The organism is Streptomyces sp. NPDC047061 (assembly GCF_040643955.1).
Lineage (GTDB): Bacteria > Actinomycetota > Actinomycetes > Streptomycetales > Streptomycetaceae > Streptomyces.
Genome location: NZ_JBEYVI010000005.1, coordinates 156,768 through 176,330 on the forward strand (window position 1 = coordinate 156,768; position 19,563 = coordinate 176,330).

The 19,563-nt window shown below is 72.1% G+C and carries 16 protein-coding genes; 2 read left to right on the forward strand and 14 right to left on the reverse strand.

The window, feature by feature from the left end; genetic code table 11:
* Positions 1 to 32 precede the first annotated feature (32 nt).
* The 7 genes from topA to bldG form a co-directional block, all read right to left on the reverse strand.
* Entirely contained in the window at positions 33 to 2,867 is a 2,835-nt protein-coding gene (gene topA, locus ABZ887_RS11220) for a type I DNA topoisomerase (RefSeq protein ID WP_361286129.1), read from the reverse strand.
* A 255-nt stretch (positions 2,868 to 3,122) separates the two neighbouring features.
* Positions 3,123 to 3,320 (reverse strand): hypothetical protein, encoded by a 198-nt coding sequence (locus tag ABZ887_RS11225; protein WP_361286132.1) that lies wholly within the window; start codon positions 3,318 to 3,320, stop codon positions 3,123 to 3,125.
* A gap of 312 nt (positions 3,321 to 3,632) precedes the next feature.
* Positions 3,633 to 5,162: a class I SAM-dependent methyltransferase gene (locus ABZ887_RS11230; RefSeq protein ID WP_361286135.1), complete on the reverse strand. Its 1,530-nt coding sequence runs from the start codon at positions 5,160 to 5,162 to the stop codon at positions 3,633 to 3,635.
* A 370-nt stretch (positions 5,163 to 5,532) separates the two neighbouring features.
* Entirely contained in the window at positions 5,533 to 6,207 is a 675-nt protein-coding gene (locus ABZ887_RS11235; RefSeq protein WP_361286138.1) for a small secreted protein, read from the reverse strand.
* Positions 6,208 to 6,518: 311 nt separating this feature from the next.
* Positions 6,519 to 8,927: a sodium-translocating pyrophosphatase gene (locus tag ABZ887_RS11240; protein ID WP_361286141.1), complete on the reverse strand. Its 2,409-nt coding sequence runs from the start codon at positions 8,925 to 8,927 to the stop codon at positions 6,519 to 6,521.
* Positions 8,928 to 9,346: 419 nt separating this feature from the next.
* Positions 9,347 to 9,781, reverse strand: coding sequence for an ATP-binding protein (locus ABZ887_RS11245; RefSeq protein WP_361286144.1), 435 nt, complete (start codon positions 9,779 to 9,781; stop codon positions 9,347 to 9,349).
* Positions 9,782 to 10,021: 240 nt separating this feature from the next.
* Positions 10,022 to 10,363, reverse strand: coding sequence for an anti-sigma factor antagonist BldG (bldG, locus tag ABZ887_RS11250; protein WP_010986038.1), 342 nt, complete (start codon positions 10,361 to 10,363; stop codon positions 10,022 to 10,024).
* Between the two features lie 82 nt (positions 10,364 to 10,445).
* Here bldG and ABZ887_RS11255 point away from each other — a divergent pair, with 82 nt between their 5' ends.
* Positions 10,446 to 12,899: a DEAD/DEAH box helicase gene (locus ABZ887_RS11255; RefSeq protein WP_361286147.1), complete on the forward strand. Its 2,454-nt coding sequence runs from the start codon at positions 10,446 to 10,448 to the stop codon at positions 12,897 to 12,899.
* A 110-nt stretch (positions 12,900 to 13,009) separates the two neighbouring features.
* Here ABZ887_RS11255 and ABZ887_RS11260 read toward each other — a convergent pair whose 3' ends face one another.
* The 7 genes from ABZ887_RS11260 to ssd all read right to left on the reverse strand — a co-directional run bounded on the left by ABZ887_RS11260 (position 13,010) and on the right by ssd (position 18,092).
* A complete protein-coding gene (locus tag ABZ887_RS11260) occupies positions 13,010 to 13,345 on the reverse strand; it encodes an Rv3654c family TadE-like protein (protein WP_361286151.1) in 336 nt (111 codons plus the stop codon).
* Positions 13,346 to 13,446: 101 nt separating this feature from the next.
* A complete protein-coding gene (locus tag ABZ887_RS11265; protein WP_361286154.1) occupies positions 13,447 to 13,818 on the reverse strand; it encodes a TadE family type IV pilus minor pilin in 372 nt (123 codons plus the stop codon).
* Entirely contained in the window at positions 13,805 to 13,993 is a 189-nt protein-coding gene (locus tag ABZ887_RS11270) for a DUF4244 domain-containing protein (protein ID WP_361286157.1), read from the reverse strand. The genes ABZ887_RS11265 and ABZ887_RS11270 overlap by 14 nt, the downstream gene beginning before the upstream one ends.
* Positions 13,994 to 14,071: 78 nt before the next feature.
* On the reverse strand, positions 14,072 to 14,857 hold the full coding sequence (locus ABZ887_RS11275) for a type II secretion system F family protein (protein WP_361286160.1): 786 nt from the start codon (positions 14,855 to 14,857) through the stop codon (positions 14,072 to 14,074).
* Complete coding sequence (locus ABZ887_RS11280) at positions 14,854 to 15,714, reverse strand: type II secretion system F family protein (protein ID WP_361286163.1); 861 nt, start codon at positions 15,712 to 15,714, stop codon at positions 14,854 to 14,856. The genes ABZ887_RS11275 and ABZ887_RS11280 overlap by 4 nt, the downstream gene beginning before the upstream one ends.
* A gap of 108 nt (positions 15,715 to 15,822) precedes the next feature.
* Entirely contained in the window at positions 15,823 to 16,995 is a 1,173-nt protein-coding gene (locus tag ABZ887_RS11285; RefSeq protein WP_361286166.1) for a TadA family conjugal transfer-associated ATPase, read from the reverse strand.
* On the reverse strand, positions 16,992 to 18,092 hold the full coding sequence (gene ssd, locus ABZ887_RS11290; RefSeq protein WP_361286169.1) for a septum site-determining protein Ssd: 1,101 nt from the start codon (positions 18,090 to 18,092) through the stop codon (positions 16,992 to 16,994). The genes ABZ887_RS11285 and ssd overlap by 4 nt, the downstream gene beginning before the upstream one ends.
* Positions 18,093 to 18,674: 582 nt before the next feature.
* Between ssd and ABZ887_RS11295 the strand changes: the two genes are divergently transcribed.
* Positions 18,675 to 19,499, forward strand: coding sequence for an HAD family hydrolase (locus tag ABZ887_RS11295; RefSeq protein ID WP_361286172.1), 825 nt, complete (start codon positions 18,675 to 18,677; stop codon positions 19,497 to 19,499).
* The last annotated feature ends 64 nt before the right edge of the window (positions 19,500 to 19,563 follow it).

The following is a 19,563-nucleotide window of genomic DNA, read 5'->3' on the forward strand; positions in this document are numbered from 1 at the left end:
ACCCCTCGGTCCTCGCTCAGCTCGATCCGAACTCAGTCCTCCGCGGACGCCGTCCGGGAAGCCGTCGCCTTCTTGGCCGCCGTCTTCGCCGCGGTCGTCGTCTTCTTCGCGGCGGTCTTCTTGGCGACCGCCTTCTTGGCCGGTGCGGCCTTCTTCGCGGCCGCCGTCTTCTTCGCGGGCGCCTTCTTCGCCGTCTTCTTGGCGGGCGCCTTGGCCCGCTTCTCGGCGAGCAGCTCGTAGCCGCGCTCCGGGGTGATCTCCTCGACGCTGTCGCCGGAGCGCAGGGTCGCATTGGTCTCGCCGTCGGTGACGTACGGGCCGAAGCGGCCGTCCTTCACCACGACCGGCTTCTCGCTGACCGGGTCGGTGCCCAGCTCCTTCAGCGGCGGCTTGGCGGCGGCCCGGCCGCGCTGCTTGGGCTGGGAGTAGATCTGGAGCGCCTCTTCGAGGGTGATCGTGAAGAGCTGGTCCTCGGAGGTGAGCGAGCGCGAGTCCGTGCCCTTCTTCAGGTACGGCCCGTAGCGCCCGTTCTGCGCGGTGATCTCCTGGCCCTCGGCGTCGGCGCCGACGACGCGCGGCAGCGACATCAGCTTGAGCGCGTCCGCCAGGGTGACCGTGTCCAGGGCCATCGACTTGAAGAGCGACGCCGTGCGCGGCTTGACCGCGTTCTTCCCGGTCTTCGGGGTGCCCTCGGGGAGCACCTCGGTGACGTACGGGCCGTAGCGGCCGTCACGGGCGATGATCTGGTGGCCGGTCTCCGGGTCGGCGCCCAGCTCGAAGTCGCCGCTCGGCTTGGCGAGCAGCTCCTCCGCGAGCTCGACGGACAGCTCGTCGGGGGCCAGGTCCTCCGGCACGTCCGCGCGCTGGTGGCCCTCGGAGTCCTTCTCGCCGCGCTCGATGTACGGGCCGTAGCGGCCGACCCGCAGCACGATGTCGTTGCCCACCGGGAACGACGACACCTCGCGCGCGTCGATCGCGCCCAGGTCGGTCACCAGTTCCTTGAGGCCGCCGAGGTGGTCCCCGTCGCCGTTGCCCGCGTCGGCCGCGCCGCCCGTGGGGGTGCCTTCGCCGCCTTCGCCGAAGTAGAAGCGCCGCAGCCACGGCACCGCCTGGGCCTGGCCGGCCGCGATGCGGTCGAGGTCGTCCTCCATCTTGGCGGTGAAGTCGTAGTCGACCAGCCGGCCGAAGTGCTTCTCCAGGAGGTTGACCACGGCGAAGCTCAGGAAGGAGGGCACCAGGGCCGTCCCCTTCTTGAACACGTAACCCCGGTCGAGGATCGTGCCGATGATCGACGCGTACGTCGACGGGCGGCCGATCTCGCGCTCTTCCAGCTCCTTGACGAGCGAAGCCTCGGTGTAGCGGGCCGGGGGCTTGGTGGCGTGCCCGTCGACCGTGATCTCCTCGGCGCTGAGCGCGTCGCCCTCGGCGACCTGGGGCAGCCGGCGCTCGCGGTCGTCCAGCTCGGCGTTCGGGTCGTCGGCACCCTCGACGTAGGCCTTCAGGAAGCCGTGGAAGGTGATCGTCTTGCCGGAGGCGCTGAACTCGACGTCCCGGCCGTCGGCGGCGGTGCCGGCGATCTTCACGGTGACGCTGTTGCCGGTCGCGTCCTTCATCTGGGAGGCGACGGTCCGCTTCCAGATCAGCTCGTAGAGCTTGAACTGGTCGCCGGTGAGGCCGGTCTCCGCGGGGGTGCGGAAACGATCACCCGAGGGGCGGATCGCCTCGTGGGCCTCCTGCGCGTTCTTGACCTTCGCGGCGTACGTCCGCGGCTGGGCCGGCAGGTAGTCGGCGCCGTACAGCTGCGTGACCTGGGCGCGCGCGGCCGCGATCGCGGTGTCGCTCAGCGTCGTGGAGTCCGTACGCATGTACGTGATGTAGCCGTTCTCGTACAGCTTCTGGGCCACCTGCATGGTGGCCTTCGCGCCGAAGCCGAGCTTGCGCGAGGCCTCCTGCTGGAGGGTCGTCGTACGGAACGGGGCGTAGGGCGAGCGGCGGTACGGCTTGGACTCGACCGAGCGGACCGAGAACCGGGTGTTCTCCAGGGCCGCGGCGAGCGCGCGGGCGTTCGCCTCGTCGAGGTGGAGGGTGTTCGCGCTCTTCAGCTGCCCGAGCGAGTCGAAGTCACGGCCCTGGGCGACGCGCTTGCCGTCGACGGCCTGGAGGCGGGCGACCAGGGACGACGGGTCGCTCGGGTCACCGGCCCGGCCGGTCCCGAAGGTGCCGGTCAGGTCCCAGTACTCGGCGGACCGGAAAGCGATGCGCTCGCGTTCCCGCTCCACCACGAGCCGGGTCGCCACGGACTGCACACGGCCGGCCGACAGGCGCGGCATGACCTTCTTCCACAGGACCGGCGAGACCTCGTAGCCGTAGAGGCGGTCGAGGATGCGGCGGGTCTCCTGGGCGTCGACGAGCTTCTGGTTGAGCTGGCGCGGGTTGGCGACGGCGGCCTGGATCGCGGACTTCGTGATCTCGTGGAAGACCATCCGCTTGACCGGGACCTTGGGCTTGAGCACCTCCTGGAGGTGCCAGGCGATCGCCTCGCCCTCGCGGTCCTCATCGGTGGCGAGGTAGAGCTCGTCGGAGTCCTTCAGCAGGTCCTTGAGCTTCTTGACCTGGGCCCGCTTGTCCGCGTTGACCACATAGATCGGCTCGAAGTCGTGCTCGACGTCCACGCCGAGGCGCCGGACCTCGCCGGTGTACTTCTCGGGCACCTCCGCGGCGCCGTTGGGAAGGTCACGGATGTGCCCGACGCTCGCCTCGACGACGTATCCGGGGCCCAGATAGCCCTTGATCGTCTTCGCCTTGGCGGGCGACTCGACGATGACGAGTCGGCGGCCGCCCTGTGCGGTCTCGCTGGTCGGGGACAACTTCGCTCTTCTCTCCGGTCGACGCTGGGGCCTCCCCAGGCCTTGCTCCCGGGGCTGTGGCACGGGCACGGACGCCCGCTCACTTGGTGACGCTGCGGAGTGTGACGGTACATCCCGCCCCCGTGTCAAACGGGAAAAGCTCACAACGGCCACTCGAACGGTAACCCGACTACCGCCATTCCTGCCGCCCGGAGTCCCCGGTCGCTCTTCCGGCCCCGTCCGGAGCGTGACGCTCCGATTACCGACGGGTTGCCCTCAGGGGCGGGTCAGGCAGTACGCCGCGAGGCCCAGCGCGACCACCGCGGCGAGGCTCGCGAGGGTCGCGGATGCGACCTGGCTCACACCCTGGGCGACGGGCTCGCCACGCCGGAGCCGGGCCCCGGTCCACACCAGCAGTGCGCCTCCGAACAGGGCGAACACCACCCCCGCGAAGATCGCCGGTCCGCTCTCCATGACCCGCGCACCCCTTCCCTGCCGCCTGCGACTGCCCAGCGCCCGGAGACTGGCACGTGCGGGCGGCGGGCGGGAGGCCGACGGGCGAAATCGAGGTGAACGGGCAGCCGTAAGTCGCTCGAACATCCGATCGACGGACTAACGATGAGCCGCCCGCCAAACGTTCCGGCCACATTTTTCCGGCCTTTTTCTTGTTCCGGCGTGTCCTACGGGCTTCCCGTGGACCTTCCCGAAAACCTTCCGAGGGCCTCCCCGTGGACCCTCGTACGGATCCACGGGGCACGTCTTCCGGTCCGTCAGGCCGTCGACCCGTCAGACCGCCGGCTCCAGGAACCCCTGCTCCACCAGCAGCCGGATCTGCGCGGGCGTGCGGTCGCGCAGCAACACCGGGTCCTCGCCCATCAGTTGCGCGATGGCGTCGAGAATCCGGCCCGCGCTCAGCGTGCCGTCACACACCCCCGCGAACCCGGCGCCCACCGTGTCCACCTTGGTCGCGCGGCGCATCCCGCGGTGCTGGCGCAGCACCACATGCTCCGGGTCCTCGGCGCCGGGCAGCCCGACCTGCTCCTGGACCACCTCGACGGCGAGCCTGAAGTGGCCTTCGAGGAGATCCGCGTCGTCGTGGTCACGGAGGTAGTCGAGGCGGTCGAAGTGCGCGCGGATCGTCTCGCCGAGCGGCTGTTCGATCGGATGCGGCCACTCCTCCACGGTGACCGAGGGCACCGCGGCGCCCGTCCTCCGCAGCGTGATCCAGCCGAATCCCACCCCCTTCACCTTGCGCGCCTCGAACTCGTCGAGCCACGCGTCGTACTGCGCCTGGTACTCCGCCGGGTCCCCGCGGTGCTCGCCGGAGTCCCTGAGCCACAGCTCGGCGTACTGGTTGACGTCCTGCACCTCGCGCTGCACGATCCACGCGTCGCAGCCGCGCGGCACCCACGACCTGACCCTGTCCTGCCAGTCCTCCCCCGCGATGTGCTGCCAGTTGGCGAGGAACTGCGCGAACCCGCCCTCGTTCAGCCGTTCCCCGGCCTGTTGAACGAGCGAGCGGCACAGATCGTCCCCGCTCATCCCGCCGTCCCGGTACGTCAGCCGGGCGCCGGGGGAAATCACGAACGGCGGGTTGGAGACGACCAGATCGAACGTCTCCCCCTCCTTGACCGGCTCGAACAGCGAGCCCTCGCGCAGGTCGGCCGCCGGTGCGCCGGAGAGCGCCAGCGTGAGCGCCGTGATGTGCAGCGCGCGGGGGTTGAGGTCGGTCGCGATCACGCGCGTGGCGTGCTGGGCGGCGTGCAGCGCCTGGATCCCGGAGCCGGTGCCGAGGTCGAGGGCGGCGGCGACGGGCGTACGGACGGTGATGCCGGCGAGCGTCGTGGACGCGCCGCCGACCCCGAGGACCACACCCTCGTGCCGCTGCCCGATGCCACCGGCGCCGCCGACCGCGCATCCGAGGTCGGACACGATGAACCAGTCCTCGCCGTCGGGCCCGCCGTAGGGCCGTACATCCACGGTGGCCGCGAACTCGTCGCCGCCCACACGGGTCAGCCAGCCGCTGTCCACGAGGTCGTCGAGGGGCAGCACGCCGGCCACGCGCGCGTGCGGCACGGGCTGCTGGAGCAGGAACAGCCGGACGAGCGTCTCCAGGGGCGTGTCCCCGCGGGTCGCCCGCAGCGCGGGCACCGTCTCGCTGCGGGCCAGCGCCGCGTACGCGGGTGCGCCGAGCAGGTCGAGCAGCCCGTCGGCGGTGAAGGAAGCGCCCAGCAGGGCGGTGCGCAGCCGGGCGGCGACGTCGGGGCGGTCGGAGACGGGCAGAGTGGCGAGGCCGGAGTCAGTCACGCCCCCCATTGTGGCCCGCGGCCCCGCCCGGCCGCGGGCTCAGCACACGAGCCCGGACCGCGGAACTCCGGCCTTGACTCCGAGGCTCCGGCCCGAACCGCGGGACCTCAGCCCGAACCGCGGGACCTCAGCCCGGACCGCCGGACTCAGCCCCAGGCCACCGGACTCCGGCCCGGGCCACCGGGCTAAGCCCCGGACCGACGGACTCAGCTCGGCCCGACGGATTCGGCACACGGCTCCGGACCGCCGGAGCGCCGAGGCTCGGTACCCGGCCTCGGCGCACAGCGCCGGCTTCAGCTCCCGGCGCCGCCCGGTCCCGCCCGACCCCACCCCGGCCCCCGGCGCCGACCCCGGCCCCGGAGGCTCGGCAGCCCCTGTCTCAGCCCGCGGTCGACGCCGACGAAGACGACGAGGACGAAGAGGCCGACGAAGAGGCGGGCGAGGACGGCGTCGACCCCGACGCGGGTGTCGACGCCGGATCCGTCGTCGCGGCGACCTTCTTGCAGCTGGCCTGTTCGGCGATGGCGTCCTTGACCTCGCCCTGTTCCAGGGCGTTCAGCGCCGCGGTGCCGCTCTTGCTCTGCGCCTCCAGCTGTGTCGTCTGGGAGGCGATGTCCTGCAGGCCCGAGGCGAACTTCGCCTGGTTCTTGGTGTCGAGCGCGTCGACCTTCTTCTTCAGGTCGGCGTACGACGCGGAAAGACTGTTGAGGGTCGTGACGACGTTCTGCTGCCGCTTGGCGCCCTCCTCGACCCCGGGGGGCGCGCCGGCGCCGCTGATGGCGGAGGCGAGCGCCTTGTAGGCGTCGGACATGTCCTGGAACGCCTGGGAGTCGGTCTTCTGGATGGTCGCGGGCGAGCTCGTGGTGTCCGAGACCGCCGTGGAGATCGCCTCGTTCGCCGCCTTGATCTTCGCGTCCTGCGCCGGCACCGCGTCGCACACGGTCTTGGCCCAGGCGATCAGCTTCGGGTCGGTGCCCTTGTTGCTGCTGCACCCGGACAGCGCCACCACCAGTACCGCACCGCCGGACAGTGCGGCCGCGAGCTTCTTGTTCACCGGATCGGTCCCTTCCATGGCTCTCGGCCCCCGGAATCTACACGGCGGACGGACAGCGCCCTCACGGAAGTACCCACTAAGTACGCTTTTGTGCACCTTTGCACCAAGAGAGAGAAGGCTCACGACGAGACGACGCGCACATCCCCCGCTCCCCGAGCACGCTCCGGCACACCCCGGCGCACGCCGGACGGCGAGCGCCTCGGCATACGAAACGGGCGGACGGCGTGTCAGCACACGCCGTCCGCCCGCTCGTTGACCGGTCCTCCTCGCGAGCACCCTCGCGAAGGCTCCGGTGGGCGTCGTAAGACCGCCTACGAAACCACCGCGGGATCGGCCGACTTGGCCACGTGTTCGGCACTGTCCTCGTCGTCGCCGACGGCGATACCGCGCCGCTTGGAGACGTACACCGCGCCGACGATCACGGCCAGCGCGAGGACCGCGACCAGGATCCGGACGCCGATGCTCTTGTCATGCCCGTAGGAGAACTTGATCACCGCGGGCGCGATGAGCAGGGAGACCAGGTTCATGACCTTGAGCAGCGGGTTGATCGCGGGGCCCGCGGTGTCCTTGAAGGGGTCGCCGACCGTGTCGCCGATGACCGTGGCGGCGTGGGCCTCACTGCCCTTGCCGCCGTGGTGGCCGTCCTCGACGAGTTTCTTGGCGTTGTCCCAGGCACCACCGGAGTTGGCCAGGAAGACGGCCATCAGGGTGCCCGCGCCGATCGCGCCCGCGAGGTAGGAACCGAGGGCGCCGACACCGAGCGTGAACCCGATGAAGATGGGCGCCATCACGGCGAGCAGTCCCGGCGTGGCCAGCTCGCGCAGGGCGTCCTTGGTGCAGATGTCGACGACCTTGCCGTACTCGGGCTGCTCCGTGTAGTCCATGATCCCGGGGTGCTCGCGGAACTGCCGCCGCACCTCGTAGACCACCGAACCCGCCGACCTCGACACCGCGTTGATGGCGAGTCCGGAGAAGAGGAACACGACCGCCGCGCCGGCGATGAGGCCGACGAGGTTGTTGGGCTGCGAGATGTCCATGGACAGGGTCAACGGGGAGCCCGCACCACTGAGTTTCGCGCCCACGTCCTGCACGTTCGTGGTGATCGCGTCCCGGTACGACCCGAAGAGCGCCGACGCCGCGAGGACGGCGGTGGCGATGGCGATGCCCTTGGTGATGGCCTTGGTGGTGTTGCCGACGGCGTCCAGGTTGGTGAGCACCTGCGCGCCCGCGCCCTCGACGTCGCCGGACATCTCGGCGATGCCCTGGGCGTTGTCGGAGACCGGCCCGAAGGTGTCCATGGCGACGATGACGCCGACCGTGGTGAGCAGACCGGTGCCGGCCAGCGCCACCGCGAACAGCGCGAGCATGATCGACGTACCGCCGAGCAGGAACGCGCCGTAGACGCCGAGGCCGATCAGCAGCGCGGTGTAGACGGCCGATTCCAGACCGACCGAGATACCGGCGAGGACGACGGTGGCCGGGCCGGTCAGCGAGGTCTTGCCGATGTCCATGACCGGACGCCGGTTGGTCTCGGTGAAGTAGCCGGTCAGCTGCTGGATGACCGCCGCGAGCAGGATGCCGATGGCGACCGCGACGAGCGCGAGGATCCGCGGGTCGCCGTCCTTGGCTTGGATGGCCGCGTCGGAGATTCCGTCGAGGTCGGAGTACTTCCCGGGGAGATAGACGAAGACCGCGATCGCGACCAGCACCAGCGAGATCACCGCGGAGATGAAGAAGCCGCGATTGATGGCGCTCATGCCGCTGCGGTCGCTGCGGCGCGGGGCGACCGCGAAGATGCCGACCATCGCGGTGAGCACGCCGATCGCCGGCACCAGGAGCGGGAAGGCCAGACCGGAGTCGCCGAACGCCGCCTTGCCGAGGATCAGCGCGGCGACCAGGGTCACGGCGTACGACTCGAAGAGGTCGGCCGCCATGCCGGCGCAGTCGCCGACGTTGTCGCCCACGTTGTCGGCGATGGTCGCGGCATTGCGCGGGTCGTCCTCCGGAATGCCCTGCTCGACCTTGCCGACCAGGTCGGCGCCGACGTCGGCGGCCTTGGTGAAGATGCCGCCGCCGACACGCATGAACATGGCGATCAGGGCGGCCCCGAGGCCGAAGCCTTCGAGCACCTTCGGCGCGTCGGCCGCGTACACCAGCACCACACAGGAGGCGCCGAGCAGGCCGAGCCCCACCGTGAACATGCCGACGACGCCGCCCGTGCGGAAAGCGATCTTCATGGCCTTGTGCGAGACGGCGGTGAGATCCTTTTCGGGTTCGCCCGCCGCCGGGGTGGCTTCGCGGGCCGCCGCGGCGACGCGCACATTGCTGCGTACGGCGAGCCACATGCCGATATAACCGGTGGTCGCCGAGAAGGCCGCGCCGATCAAGAAGAAGATCGACCGTCCAGCGCGCTGATTCCAGTCGTCCGCGGGCAGCAGCAGGAGCAGGAAGAACACCACGACGGCGAATACGCCGAGCGTGCGCAGCTGCCGGCCCAGATAGGCGTTCGCGCCTTCCTGGACCGCCGCCGCGATCTTCTTCATGCTGTCGGTGCCCTCGCCGGCCGCGAGCACCTGGCGCACCAGGATCCAGGCGACCACGAGCGCGGCCAGCGCCACGGCGGCGATGACCGCCACCAGGACCCGGTTGTCGTCGGTCAGGACTGCGGCCGCGAGGGTTGTGGGATGGCCCAACTGATGAGGGGTAGAAAGCCCCGCCATTCGTCCTCCTTGACGCTTGGGCTGAGCTCAAGATGTGGACGGATTCTAGGTACCCGCGAGTGATCTAAACAGGGGACGGTAAACGGAATTGGCCTTCTCGTGCTCTTCAGCAAATGATCGAGGTCGCTCCGACGAACCCGAAAGCGGTAATGCCCTAAAAGCATTGACGGCGGCGTTTACTTGATCGAATTATCGCCTGATTGATCGTGAATGAATTCACTAAATCCATCGCACCAGATCACTGTACGACCGGCACGACCGGCACGGCAGGCGCGACCGGTACGGCGGGTGCGGCAGGCGCGACCGGTACAGCGCGGCGGGTGTGGCCGACGCGGCCGGCGCGACCAGGCGGAGGCGGCGCGGACATGCCGAAGGGCCCCACTCGGTGGGGCCCTTCGGTACGCGAAACGGGGTGGCGCTCAGGTGAGCGCGACTCCGGGCGGGGTGGTCGGCCAGGTCATGCGGATCAGCCCGCCGTGCTCCCCGGCGGTGACCTCCACGTCGTCGACGAGGCCGCTGATGACCGCGAGGCCCATCTCGTCCTCCTCGGTCTCCACGTCCACGTCCGCCGCGCCGCCGGACGCCCGGTCACCGGGAGCCGAACGGGGTGCCTCGTCGCCGACCTCGATGGAGAACTGTTTCTCCTCCTCGATCAGCGCCACCCGTACCGGCTCGGTGATGCCGGCGGCCTGGTGCAGACCCACCGCGCGGGAACAGGCCTCGCCGACGGCCAGCCGGACCTCGTCCAGGACGGCCTCGTCCACTCCGGCCCTGCGAGCCACCGCCGCCGCCACCAGTCGGGCGGTGCGGACGTGCTCGGGCAGCGCGCTGAAGCGGAGTTCAACGGTGGCCATACGTCCCCCTCGGAACTACGGGCGTGCGGTAGGGGGCCGGGTCGCCGAAGAACCCGGGCCCCCCGATGAATTGCGTGCGCCTCGGGCTCTGCGGACCGTGCGCGGCTACCGGCACGGGCATGCAGGCCCGAACGGGCGGGGGTGACACAGGCGTCCGTACAACGCGTACGAGCCTGTGCCGAGAGCCGGCCGGACGGCACGGACCGATCGGCGGTCCGGGGTACGTCGGCCGACTCGGGGTCAGTCGGTGGCCGCCACCGCTTCCTCGACCGAGGTGTGGATCGGGAACACCTTGGTGAGGCCGGTGATACGGAAGATCTTCAGAATGCGCTCCTGGTTGCAGACCAGGCGCAGCGAGCCCTCATGGGCACGCACCCGCTTCAGGCCGCCGACCAGCACGCCGAGCCCGGTGGAGTCGAGGAAGTCCACGCCCTCCATGTCGACGACGAGGTGGAAATTGCCGTCGTTCACCAGCTCGACCAGCTGCTCGCGCAGCTTGGGCGCGGTATATACGTCGATTTCGCCACCGACCTCGACGACCGTACGATCGCCGACGGTACGGGTCGACAGGGACAGGTCCACGGATCCTCCAGCACCTTGCTATCGAGCGGTCGCCCCTCGGGACACCTCGGCTTGCAGTCCCAGGGACGGTTCGCCAGCCGCGATGGCATTCAATCACTTACCGGCAGGCGTGCACGACGCCTTGGCCCCATTGTCCGTCACTCCAGTGACACACTCGGTCCCGATGGCCATAAATCACCGATCCGATCGGCCCTCGGTTCCGGCCGCGTCCGGGTTCTCCCCGGGCACGGTCCTGGACCGGCTCGCCTCCGGGCCGAGCCGGGCTTCGCGCATCACTCATACGGAGCACTTGCCCCCGCGTGCGGGTCGGCATGCCGTCTGGCCTGACCGGATTCGTTCGGAGGTCGTGGCGGCCGTGCAGGCCTGCGGCATCGAGCATCCCTGGGAGCACCAGGCGCTGGCCGCGGAGCACGCCCTGGACGGCGATTCGGTCGTCGTCGCCACCGGCACCGCCTCCGGCAAGTCGCTGGCCTACCTCGTACCGGTCCTGTCCACCCTCCTGGACGGCTCCGAGGCCGCCAACGGGCGCGGCGCCACCGCCCTCTACCTGGCGCCCACCAAGGCGCTGGCGGCGGACCAGTGCCGTTCGGTGAAGGAACTTTCACAACCGCTGGGCAACGCCGTACGCCCGGCCGTGTACGACGGCGACACCCCGTACGAGGAACGCGAGTGGATCCGCCAGTACGCCAACTACGTGCTCACCAACCCGGACATGCTGCACCGCGGGATCCTGCCCGGGCACGCCCGCTGGTCCTCCTTCCTGAAGTCGCTGAAGTACGTCGTCGTCGACGAGTGCCACACCTACCGGGGCGTCTTCGGCTCGCACGTCGCCCAGGTGCTGCGCCGGCTGCGCCGCCTGTGCGCCCGCTACGGCGCCTCCCCGGTCTTCCTGCTGGCCTCCGCCACCGCCGCCGAGCCCGCCGTGGCCGCCGGCCGCCTCACCGGCCTGCCGGTCGTGGAGATCGCCGACGACGCCTCCCCGCGCGGCGAGCTGGTCTTCGCCCTCTGGGAGCCGCCGCTGACCGAGCTGCACGGCGAGAAGGGCGCCCCCGTCCGCCGCACCGCCACCGCCGAGACCGCCGACCTGCTGACCGACCTCGCCGTGCAGGGCGTGCGCTCGGTCGCCTTCGTGCGCTCCAGACGCGGGGCGGAGCTGATCTCCGTCATCAGCCAGGAACGGCTGGCCGAGGTGGACCGTTCCCTCGCCCGGCGTGTCGCGGCCTATCGCGGCGGCTACCTCCCCGAGGAGCGCCGCGCCCTGGAACGCGCGCTGCACTCCGGGGAACTCCTCGGACTTGCCGCCACGACGGCCCTGGAGCTGGGCGTGGACGTCTCCGGGCTGGATGCCGTACTGATCGCCGGGTACCCCGGTACGAGGGCCTCTGTGTGGCAGCAGGCGGGCCGCGCGGGCCGTGCCGGACAGGGCGCCCTCGCGGTCCTGGTCGCCCGCGACGACCCGCTGGACACCTTCCTCGTCCATCATCCCGAGGCCCTGTTCGACCAACCGGTGGAATCGACCGTCCTCGACCCCGACAACCCCTACGTCCTCGCCCCGCACCTGTGCGCCGCCGCGGCCGAGATTCCGCTCACCGACGACGACCTCGACCTCTTCGGCCCCGCCTGCAAGGAGCTGCTCCCGCAGCTGGAGGCCGCGAAGCTGCTGCGCCGCCGGACGAAGGCCTGGCACTGGACCCGCCGGGAGCGGGCCGCCGAGCTGACCGACATCCGCGGCGAGGGCGGGCGCCCGGTGCAGATCGTCGAGGCGGGCACAGGACGCCTGCTCGGCACGGTGGACGCGAGCGCCGCCCACTCCACGGTCCACGAGGGCGCGGTCCACCTCCACCAGGGCCGCACCTACCTCGTACGCTCCCTCGACCTGGAGGACTCGGTGGCCCTGGTCGAGCAGGCCGAGCCGCCGTACTCCACGGTCGCCCGCGACACCACGGCCATCTCCGTGCTGGAGACCGACACCGAGGTCCCCTGGGGCGACGGCCGCCTCTGCTACGGCTCCGTCGAGGTCACCAACCAGGTGGTCTCCTTCCTGCGCCGCCGGCTCATCACCGGCGAGGTCCTGGGCGAGTCGAAGCTCGACCTCCCGCCTCGTACGCTGCGCACCCGCGCGGTGTGGTGGACCGTCACCGAGGACCAGCTCGACGAGGCCCGGATCAACCCGGAGATCCTCGGCGGCGCCCTGCACGCCGCCGAACACGCCTCCATCGGCCTGCTCCCGCTCTTCGCGACCTGCGACCGCTGGGACATCGGCGGCGTGTCGATCCCGCTGCACCCCGACACGCTCCTGCCGACGGTCTTCGTCTACGACGGCCACCCCGGCGGCGCGGGCTTCGCCGAGCGCGCCTTCCACACGGCCCGCACGTGGCTGACGGCGACCCGGGAGGCGATCGCCGCGTGCGAGTGCGACGCCGGGTGCCCCTCGTGCATCCAGTCCCCCAAGTGCGGGAACGGGAACGAGCCGTTGCACAAGCGGGGGGCGGTGCGACTCCTCACGGTGCTGTTGAAGGGGGCGCCGACGGGGTAGCGGGGTAGTCGTTCGGCTGCGGGCCGGTGGGGGCTGGTCGCGCCCACGCGGCGGAGCCGCAAATGTCACAGCCCCGCGCCCCTTTGGGGCGCGGTGTCGGGGGCGCGTGGTCAGGGGCGCGGTGTAGCGGGGCCGGCTCTGGCCCTGACCTCCGCCGCGAACGGCCCGGCACCGGACGCCGCCGAGACATCCGAGATGTCACCGACGATCACGCATCTCGTCAGCCGCGTGGCCTGTGCCCGCGCCACTCGGTCAGCCTGGGCGCAGGCCGCCGCAGTGCCCTCGGCCCAGTGGTCCGCCGCCGCGAGGGCTGCCATGTCGGCGCCACCGGCCGCGCGATGCCGGACAACTACAGCGTGCCCCAGCCCCAGCACCACCCCGAACACCACACACAGCACGGCAATCGCCCCGACGCTCCAGACAGTGGCAGAGCCTCGATCACGCACCCCGCTGCAACGCGCCCCGAAGGGGCGCGGGGAACTGCGCGACCAGCCCCCACGCACCCGCAGCCACCCGACCACCGCACGCCCCCGCACGGCACGCCCCCTCACGGCCCGGCCTCCGTCGCCCCCTCCGCCAGGGCGACCGCCGACTCCCGCACCTCGAACGGCAGCGCACCCAGCACCGGCGGCCTCGCCACCACCGTCACCCGTACCTCGTCGCCCTCCCGGCCGACCGTCACCGTCGCCCCGGCCGGCGCCGCCTCCTTCGTCACCGCGATCACCGCGTCCTCGGCGTCCTGCCGCGCGGCGGCCCGCGCCCCGGTGCGGGCGGCGTCCACGCACCGGATCTGGGCGGCCACCACGAGCAGCCCCCACACCAGCGCCATCGCGAACGCCACCAGCACCGGCAGCACCACGGCCGCCTCCGCCGTCACGAACCCCCGGTCCGCCCCGCGCCGCCGCTCACATCCGCGCACTGAGGGCTCGTTTCACGATGGCCTGGAGCTCCGCACTGACCTGCCCGCTCGTCACCACCGCGTAGAGGACCGCCGCGAACCCGACCGCGGCGATGATCCCCATCGCGTACTCGGACGTGACCATTCCCGCGTCCCGGCGCACCAGCTTCCACATCTTCCAGCACATCTCACGCATCTCGACTCCCTTGAACTCGCTCGGAATTGACTTCAGTTCCTGCTGACGCCCTTGCTGTCGGCCTTGCTGTCGCGCCCTTCATCCACCACCCCCTCCCCCTCGGAGCACCCCACCCGCGAGTCCGATCACGACGGGGAGCACGCCCAGCGCGATGAACGCGGGCAGAAAGCACAGCCCCACGGGCGCCGAGATCAGTACGGCCGCCCGCCGCGCCCGCACGGTCGCGCTCCGTGCCCACTCGGCGCGGGCGTCCGAGGCGAGCCGGGCGACGGGCGCGGCCGCCGGCAGCCCGGACTCGTCCGCTCGCTCCAGCAGCCGGGCCAGGGCCGCGGCTCCCGGCAGTCCCGCCAACCGCCGCCAGGCAGCCGCCGGTTCACCGCCCAGCCGCACCTCCGCGGCGCCCCTCGCCAGCCCTTCGCCGACAGGCCCGCCGAGGGCCTCCCCGACGGCCTGGGCGGCCACCACCGGACCGGCTCCGGCGGCGATACAGGCCGCCAGGAGATCGGCGGCGAGCGGGAGTTGACGTGCGGCTTCGGCCGCCTCCGCCTCGGCCGTCCGGCCTCCGTCGCCCGCCCTGCCCCGCCATCGCCACAGGCCCACCGCGACGCCCAGCCCGAGCAGCGCTCCGGCGACCCCGCCGACCAGCACCCAGCCGCCGCACATCACACCGGCGACCGGCAGCCACCGTCGGACGGCTCCGCCGATGTCGGAGTGCCGCTCCGCCCGCTCCAGGCCGAGCAGTTCGGCCACTTTCCGCCGGGCCCAGCGCCTGCGCCTGACCCGCTCCAGCCACCATGCCGACCAGCCCAGGGCCGCCAGCACCGCGAGCGTCACCCCCAGCCTGTGGACAACTTCCGCGCTCATGCCGCCTCAGCTCCCCGCACGATCCGGGCCGCCCACCACATCCCGGCGCCCTCGAACACCGCGCCGACCAGCAGGCAGCCCAGGCCGGCTCCGGTGTGCAGCAGGACCCTCAGCGGGTCGGCGCCCATGGCCGAGCCGAGCAGGAGGCCGAGGGCGGGCAGGGCGGCGAGCATCACCGCGGTGGACCGGGCGCCCGACAACTGGGCACGCAGGTCGGCACGCTGGTCCCGTTCGGCGCGCAGGGCGGCGTCCAAGCGGTCGAGGCCGGCCGCGAGACCGGCGCCCTGGTCGACGGCCACCCGCCAGCAGGCCGCGAGCCCCAACAGGCCGTCGGCGCCCGGCTGCCGCGCCGCCACCGCCAGCGCGCCCGGCACGTCGCCGCCGAAGCGTGCCGCCGCGACCACGGCCGGCCGGGCCTCGCCGAGGCCGCCGGAGTCCCGCGCGGCCCGCAACAGCGCCTCGCCCGGCTGCCGTCCCGCGCGCACCTCGCCTGCGAGCGCTCCGCACAGCGTGATCACCGCGTCGGCGCGCGTCTGTCGGGTCCGCCGGGCCTGCCGGGCCAGCCGCACCCGGCGCAGCACCGGCACCCCGGCCGCCCCCGCGAGGACCGGCAGGAGCGAGGCGGCAAGGAGGGCGAGCGCGACACCGGCGGCCACGGCCCACCACTCACCCCGCCAACGGCCGCGCAGCCGCCGCAGTTCCCCGAGTGCCTGCTCCCAGGAGGGCGGCCCGGTGGCCACCACTCCGCCCCCGGCGAGCAGCAGCCGCGTCCGCCGTACCTCGCGCTGCCGCTCGGCCAGGAGCCAGGCCATGACCCCACCGCACACCACGGCCGCGCCGACCGTCGTCTCACCCATCACACACACCTCTTTCAACTCATGGATCACTGAAGTCACTTCGGACCGGAATCGGTCAGCCGCCCGGGAGCTCACAGTTCACGGCCCACAGTTCACGGCCCACCCACGTCACTCCGGGCTCCGGAGCAGCCCCCGCAGCCGCTCCCACCCCGGCTCCCGGGCGAACGCCGTCGCCTCCCAGCGCAGTGCGGGCACCGTCCGCACCAGCCCGGAAGGGTCCCGCTCGAGGACATGCACCTCGGCGATCCGTCGCCGGCCCGCGGGGTCCCGTACGAGGTGCAGCACCACCGACAGCGCGGCCGCCAGCTGGCTGTGCAGGGCGGCCCGGTCGAGCCCGGCGGCCGTGCCGAGGGCTTCCAGGCGGGCCGGTACGTCCGCGGCCGCGTTGGCGTGCACGGTGCCGCAGCCGCCCTCGTGGCCGGTGTTGAGCGCGGCCAGCAGGTGGACCACCTCGGGCCCGCGGACCTCGCCGACGACGAGCCGGTCGGGCCGCATCCGCAGGGCCTGCCGGACCAGGTCCTCCAGGGTGACGAGGCCGGCGCCCTCCTGGTTGGCGGGTCTGGTCTCCAGGCGTACGACATGCGGGTGTTCGGGCCTGAGCTCCGCGGAGTCCTCGGCGAGGACGATCCGTTCCCCCGGTCCGACCAGGCCGAGCAGGGCGCTCAGCAGGGTCGTCTTGCCGGTGCCGGTGCCGCCGCTGACCAGGAAGGAGAGCCGGGCCGCGATGAGCGCCCGCAGGATCCGGTCGCCGCCCGGGGGCACGGTCCCGGCCGCGACCAGTTCGCCGAGAGTGAACGCCCGGGGCCGGACGACCCGCAGGGACAGGCAGGTGCAGCCGATGGCCACCGGGGGCAGGACGGCGTGCAGGCGGGTGCCGTCGGGCAGCCGGGCGTCCGCCCAGGGCCGCGCGTCGTCCAGGCGCCGGCCGGCCACCGCGGCCAGCCGCTGCGCGAGGCGTCGTACCGCCGCCGCGTCCGGGAAGGCGATCCGGGTGAGTTCCAGGCCCCCGCCGCGGTCCACCCAGACCCGGTCGGGGGCGGTCACCAGGACGTCGGTGACCGTGGGGTCGGCGAGGAGGGGCTCCAGGGGGCCGCTGCCGACCAGTTCGGAGCGCAGTCGCTCGGCCGCGCCGAGGACTTCGGCGTCACCGAGGACCCGGCCCTGTGCGCGCAGCGCCTGTGCCACCCGCGCGGGTGTCGGTTCGGCGCCGCTCTCGGCGAGCCAGCGCCGTACCCCGTCGAGCAGGGCCGGGGCCTCCGCACCCGCGGTGCCGGGCCTCATACGCCGCCCCCCGCCTCGACCAGCGTGCGCTCCCAGAAGCCCTTGCAGAAGCGGGCCAGCGGTCCGCGCGCGGCGGACCCCGGCGGTTTCCGGCCCGGACGGGACAGGCCGGGTTCGGCGGGTACCTCGCCGGCCAGCGGCAGGCCGAGCAGCCGGGCCACCTCGCGGTCGTCAAGGCCCGGCGCGTACGGCCCCCGTACCGCCACCCTGAGATCGCGTACGACCATGCCGACGGTGGCTGCCACCCGTCCGGCCGCAGCGACGGCGCGGAGTTCGGCGGGGACCACCAGGACGGCCAGGTCGAGCTGGGTGAGGACCTCGGCGACCTCGTCGTCCAGGCGGCGCGGCAGGTCGACGACGACCGTGCCGCCGCGTCGCCGGGCGGCCGCGAGCACCGCGCGGACGGCGGGCGGCGGGATCGCCACGCAGTCGCCGCGGTCCCAGCTGAGGATCCGCAGCGAGTGCAGTTCGGGCAGCGACTCCTCCAGGGCGCCGCTGCCCAGCCGGCCTCGTGAGGCGGCGAAGGCGGGCCAGCGCAGGCCCTCGGCCGTCTCGCCGCCGAGGAGTACGTCGATTCCGCCGCCCAGCGGATCCGCGTCCACGAGCAGGGTGCGCAGTCCCTCCCGCGCGGAGGTGACGGCGAGCGCGCAGGCAAGCGTGGAGGCGCCGGCCCCGCCCCGGCCGCCGATGACACCGACGGTGAGGGCCGGGCGGCCCACACCCTCGACGACGTCGGCGATCCGGTCCACGAGCCACTGCTCGCCGTCGGGCAGCATCAGGACGTGGTCCGCGCCGATCTCGACGGCCCGTTTCCACACGTCGGGGTCGTCCTGGTCGAGGCCGACCAGCACCACTCCGCGCCGACGCGCGGCGCCGCGCACCCGCCGTGCGGCGTCGTCGCCGACCAGGACCAGCGGGGCGGACTCCCAGCCTCCGCCGCGTTCCGGCGGGCGGTGGTGGACCTCCGGTTTGGCGCCGGCCGCCGCGCACAGGCGCAACAGGTCGTCGAGGAGTTCGGCGTCCTCGGTGACGATCATCGGGCGTCCGGGCCGTCCCGAGGCGGCGGACGGCGGGTCCTGGGTGACAGTTCCGGCCACGTGGCTTCCCCCTTGGCTGCGTTCTCCCGCATGGCCCCTGCGGCCACACGATTCCCAAACGTGCGAAGAACCGGCGAGCGGCCTCCATATGCACGGCCGACAGAAACCGGCCATTGGCGCCCGACAAACGGAACCGGCCATGAACTCGCCGCCGCCGGAGCGCGCTGGAATCACGGTGCAGCGAACCCGGAAATCGTGTGGATCTTGATCCGAAACTGTGGACAACCCGATGGTTGTGAATATCGCCGTCACCCATACCGGCGAGGCCCGTTCCGAGGTCTGCGCGACTTCCACAGCGCAGCGCTGCGACTACCCAACGTGACGGATCATGGGCATACGAAAGAGGCGGCCGAAGCCGCCCGATCACGGCCTCACGGCCCGCGAGAGAGGAGAAAAACCCACCCGGACATGCGACGACCCCCACCGGGGGGGAGAGTGGGGGTCGTCTCCACGGCCGACTCGGGGGGGGAGGAGCCGGACCGGGTTAGCACGGTCGCGAACGATCCGTGACTTCCATGGTGTACCCGAGAGCCCTCTCAGGCAAACCCACGCGCCCCACCTTACGCCGAATGGTGGGCGCCTATGCTCGGGGTCGTGGAAAACCACTCCTTGCCCCGCACAGCGGCCTTCTTTGACCTGGACAAGACGGTCATTGCGAAGTCGAGCACGCTCACCTTCAGCAAGTCGTTCTACCAAGGCGGTCTGATCAACCGCCGGGCGGCGCTGCGCAACGCGTACTCCCAGTTCGTGTTCCTGGTCGGCGGTATGGACCACGACCAGATGGAGCGCACGCGCGCCTACCTGTCCGGCCTCGTCCGTGGCTGGAATGTCCAGCAGGTCAAGGAGATCGTCGCCGAGACCCTGCACGACCTGATCGACCCGATCATCTACGACGAGGCCGCCTCCCTCATCGAGGAGCACCACCGGGCGGGCCGGGACGTCGTCATTGTCTCCACCTCGGGCGCCGAGGTGGTCGAGCCGATCGGCGAACTCCTCGGGGCGGACCGGGTGGTGGCCACCCGCATGGTCGTCGGCGACGACGGCTGCTACACCGGCGAGGTGGAGTACTACGCGTACGGCCCGACCAAGGCCGAGGCCGTCCGGGAGCTGGCCGCCTCCGAGGGGTACGACCTGGACCGCTGCTACGCCTACAGCGACTCGGCGACCGACGTGCCGATGCTCCAGGTCGTCGGGCACCCGCACGCCGTGAACCCGGACCGCGCACTGCGCCGCGAGGCGCTCGCCCGCGGCTGGCCGATCCTGGACTTCCACCGGCCGGTACGGCTCAAGCAGCGGATCTCCACACCCCCGCGCCCGGCCCTGGTCGCCGCGGCGGCGATAGGAGCGGCGGCGGCCACCGCAGGCCTGGTCTGGTACGCGAGCCGGCGCCGGAGCACGGTCGCTTGAACCGACGCCCCTTTCGTGCGTCTTTGAACCTGAAAGTAAAGAACTGCAGGCAGGGGTTCCGCTT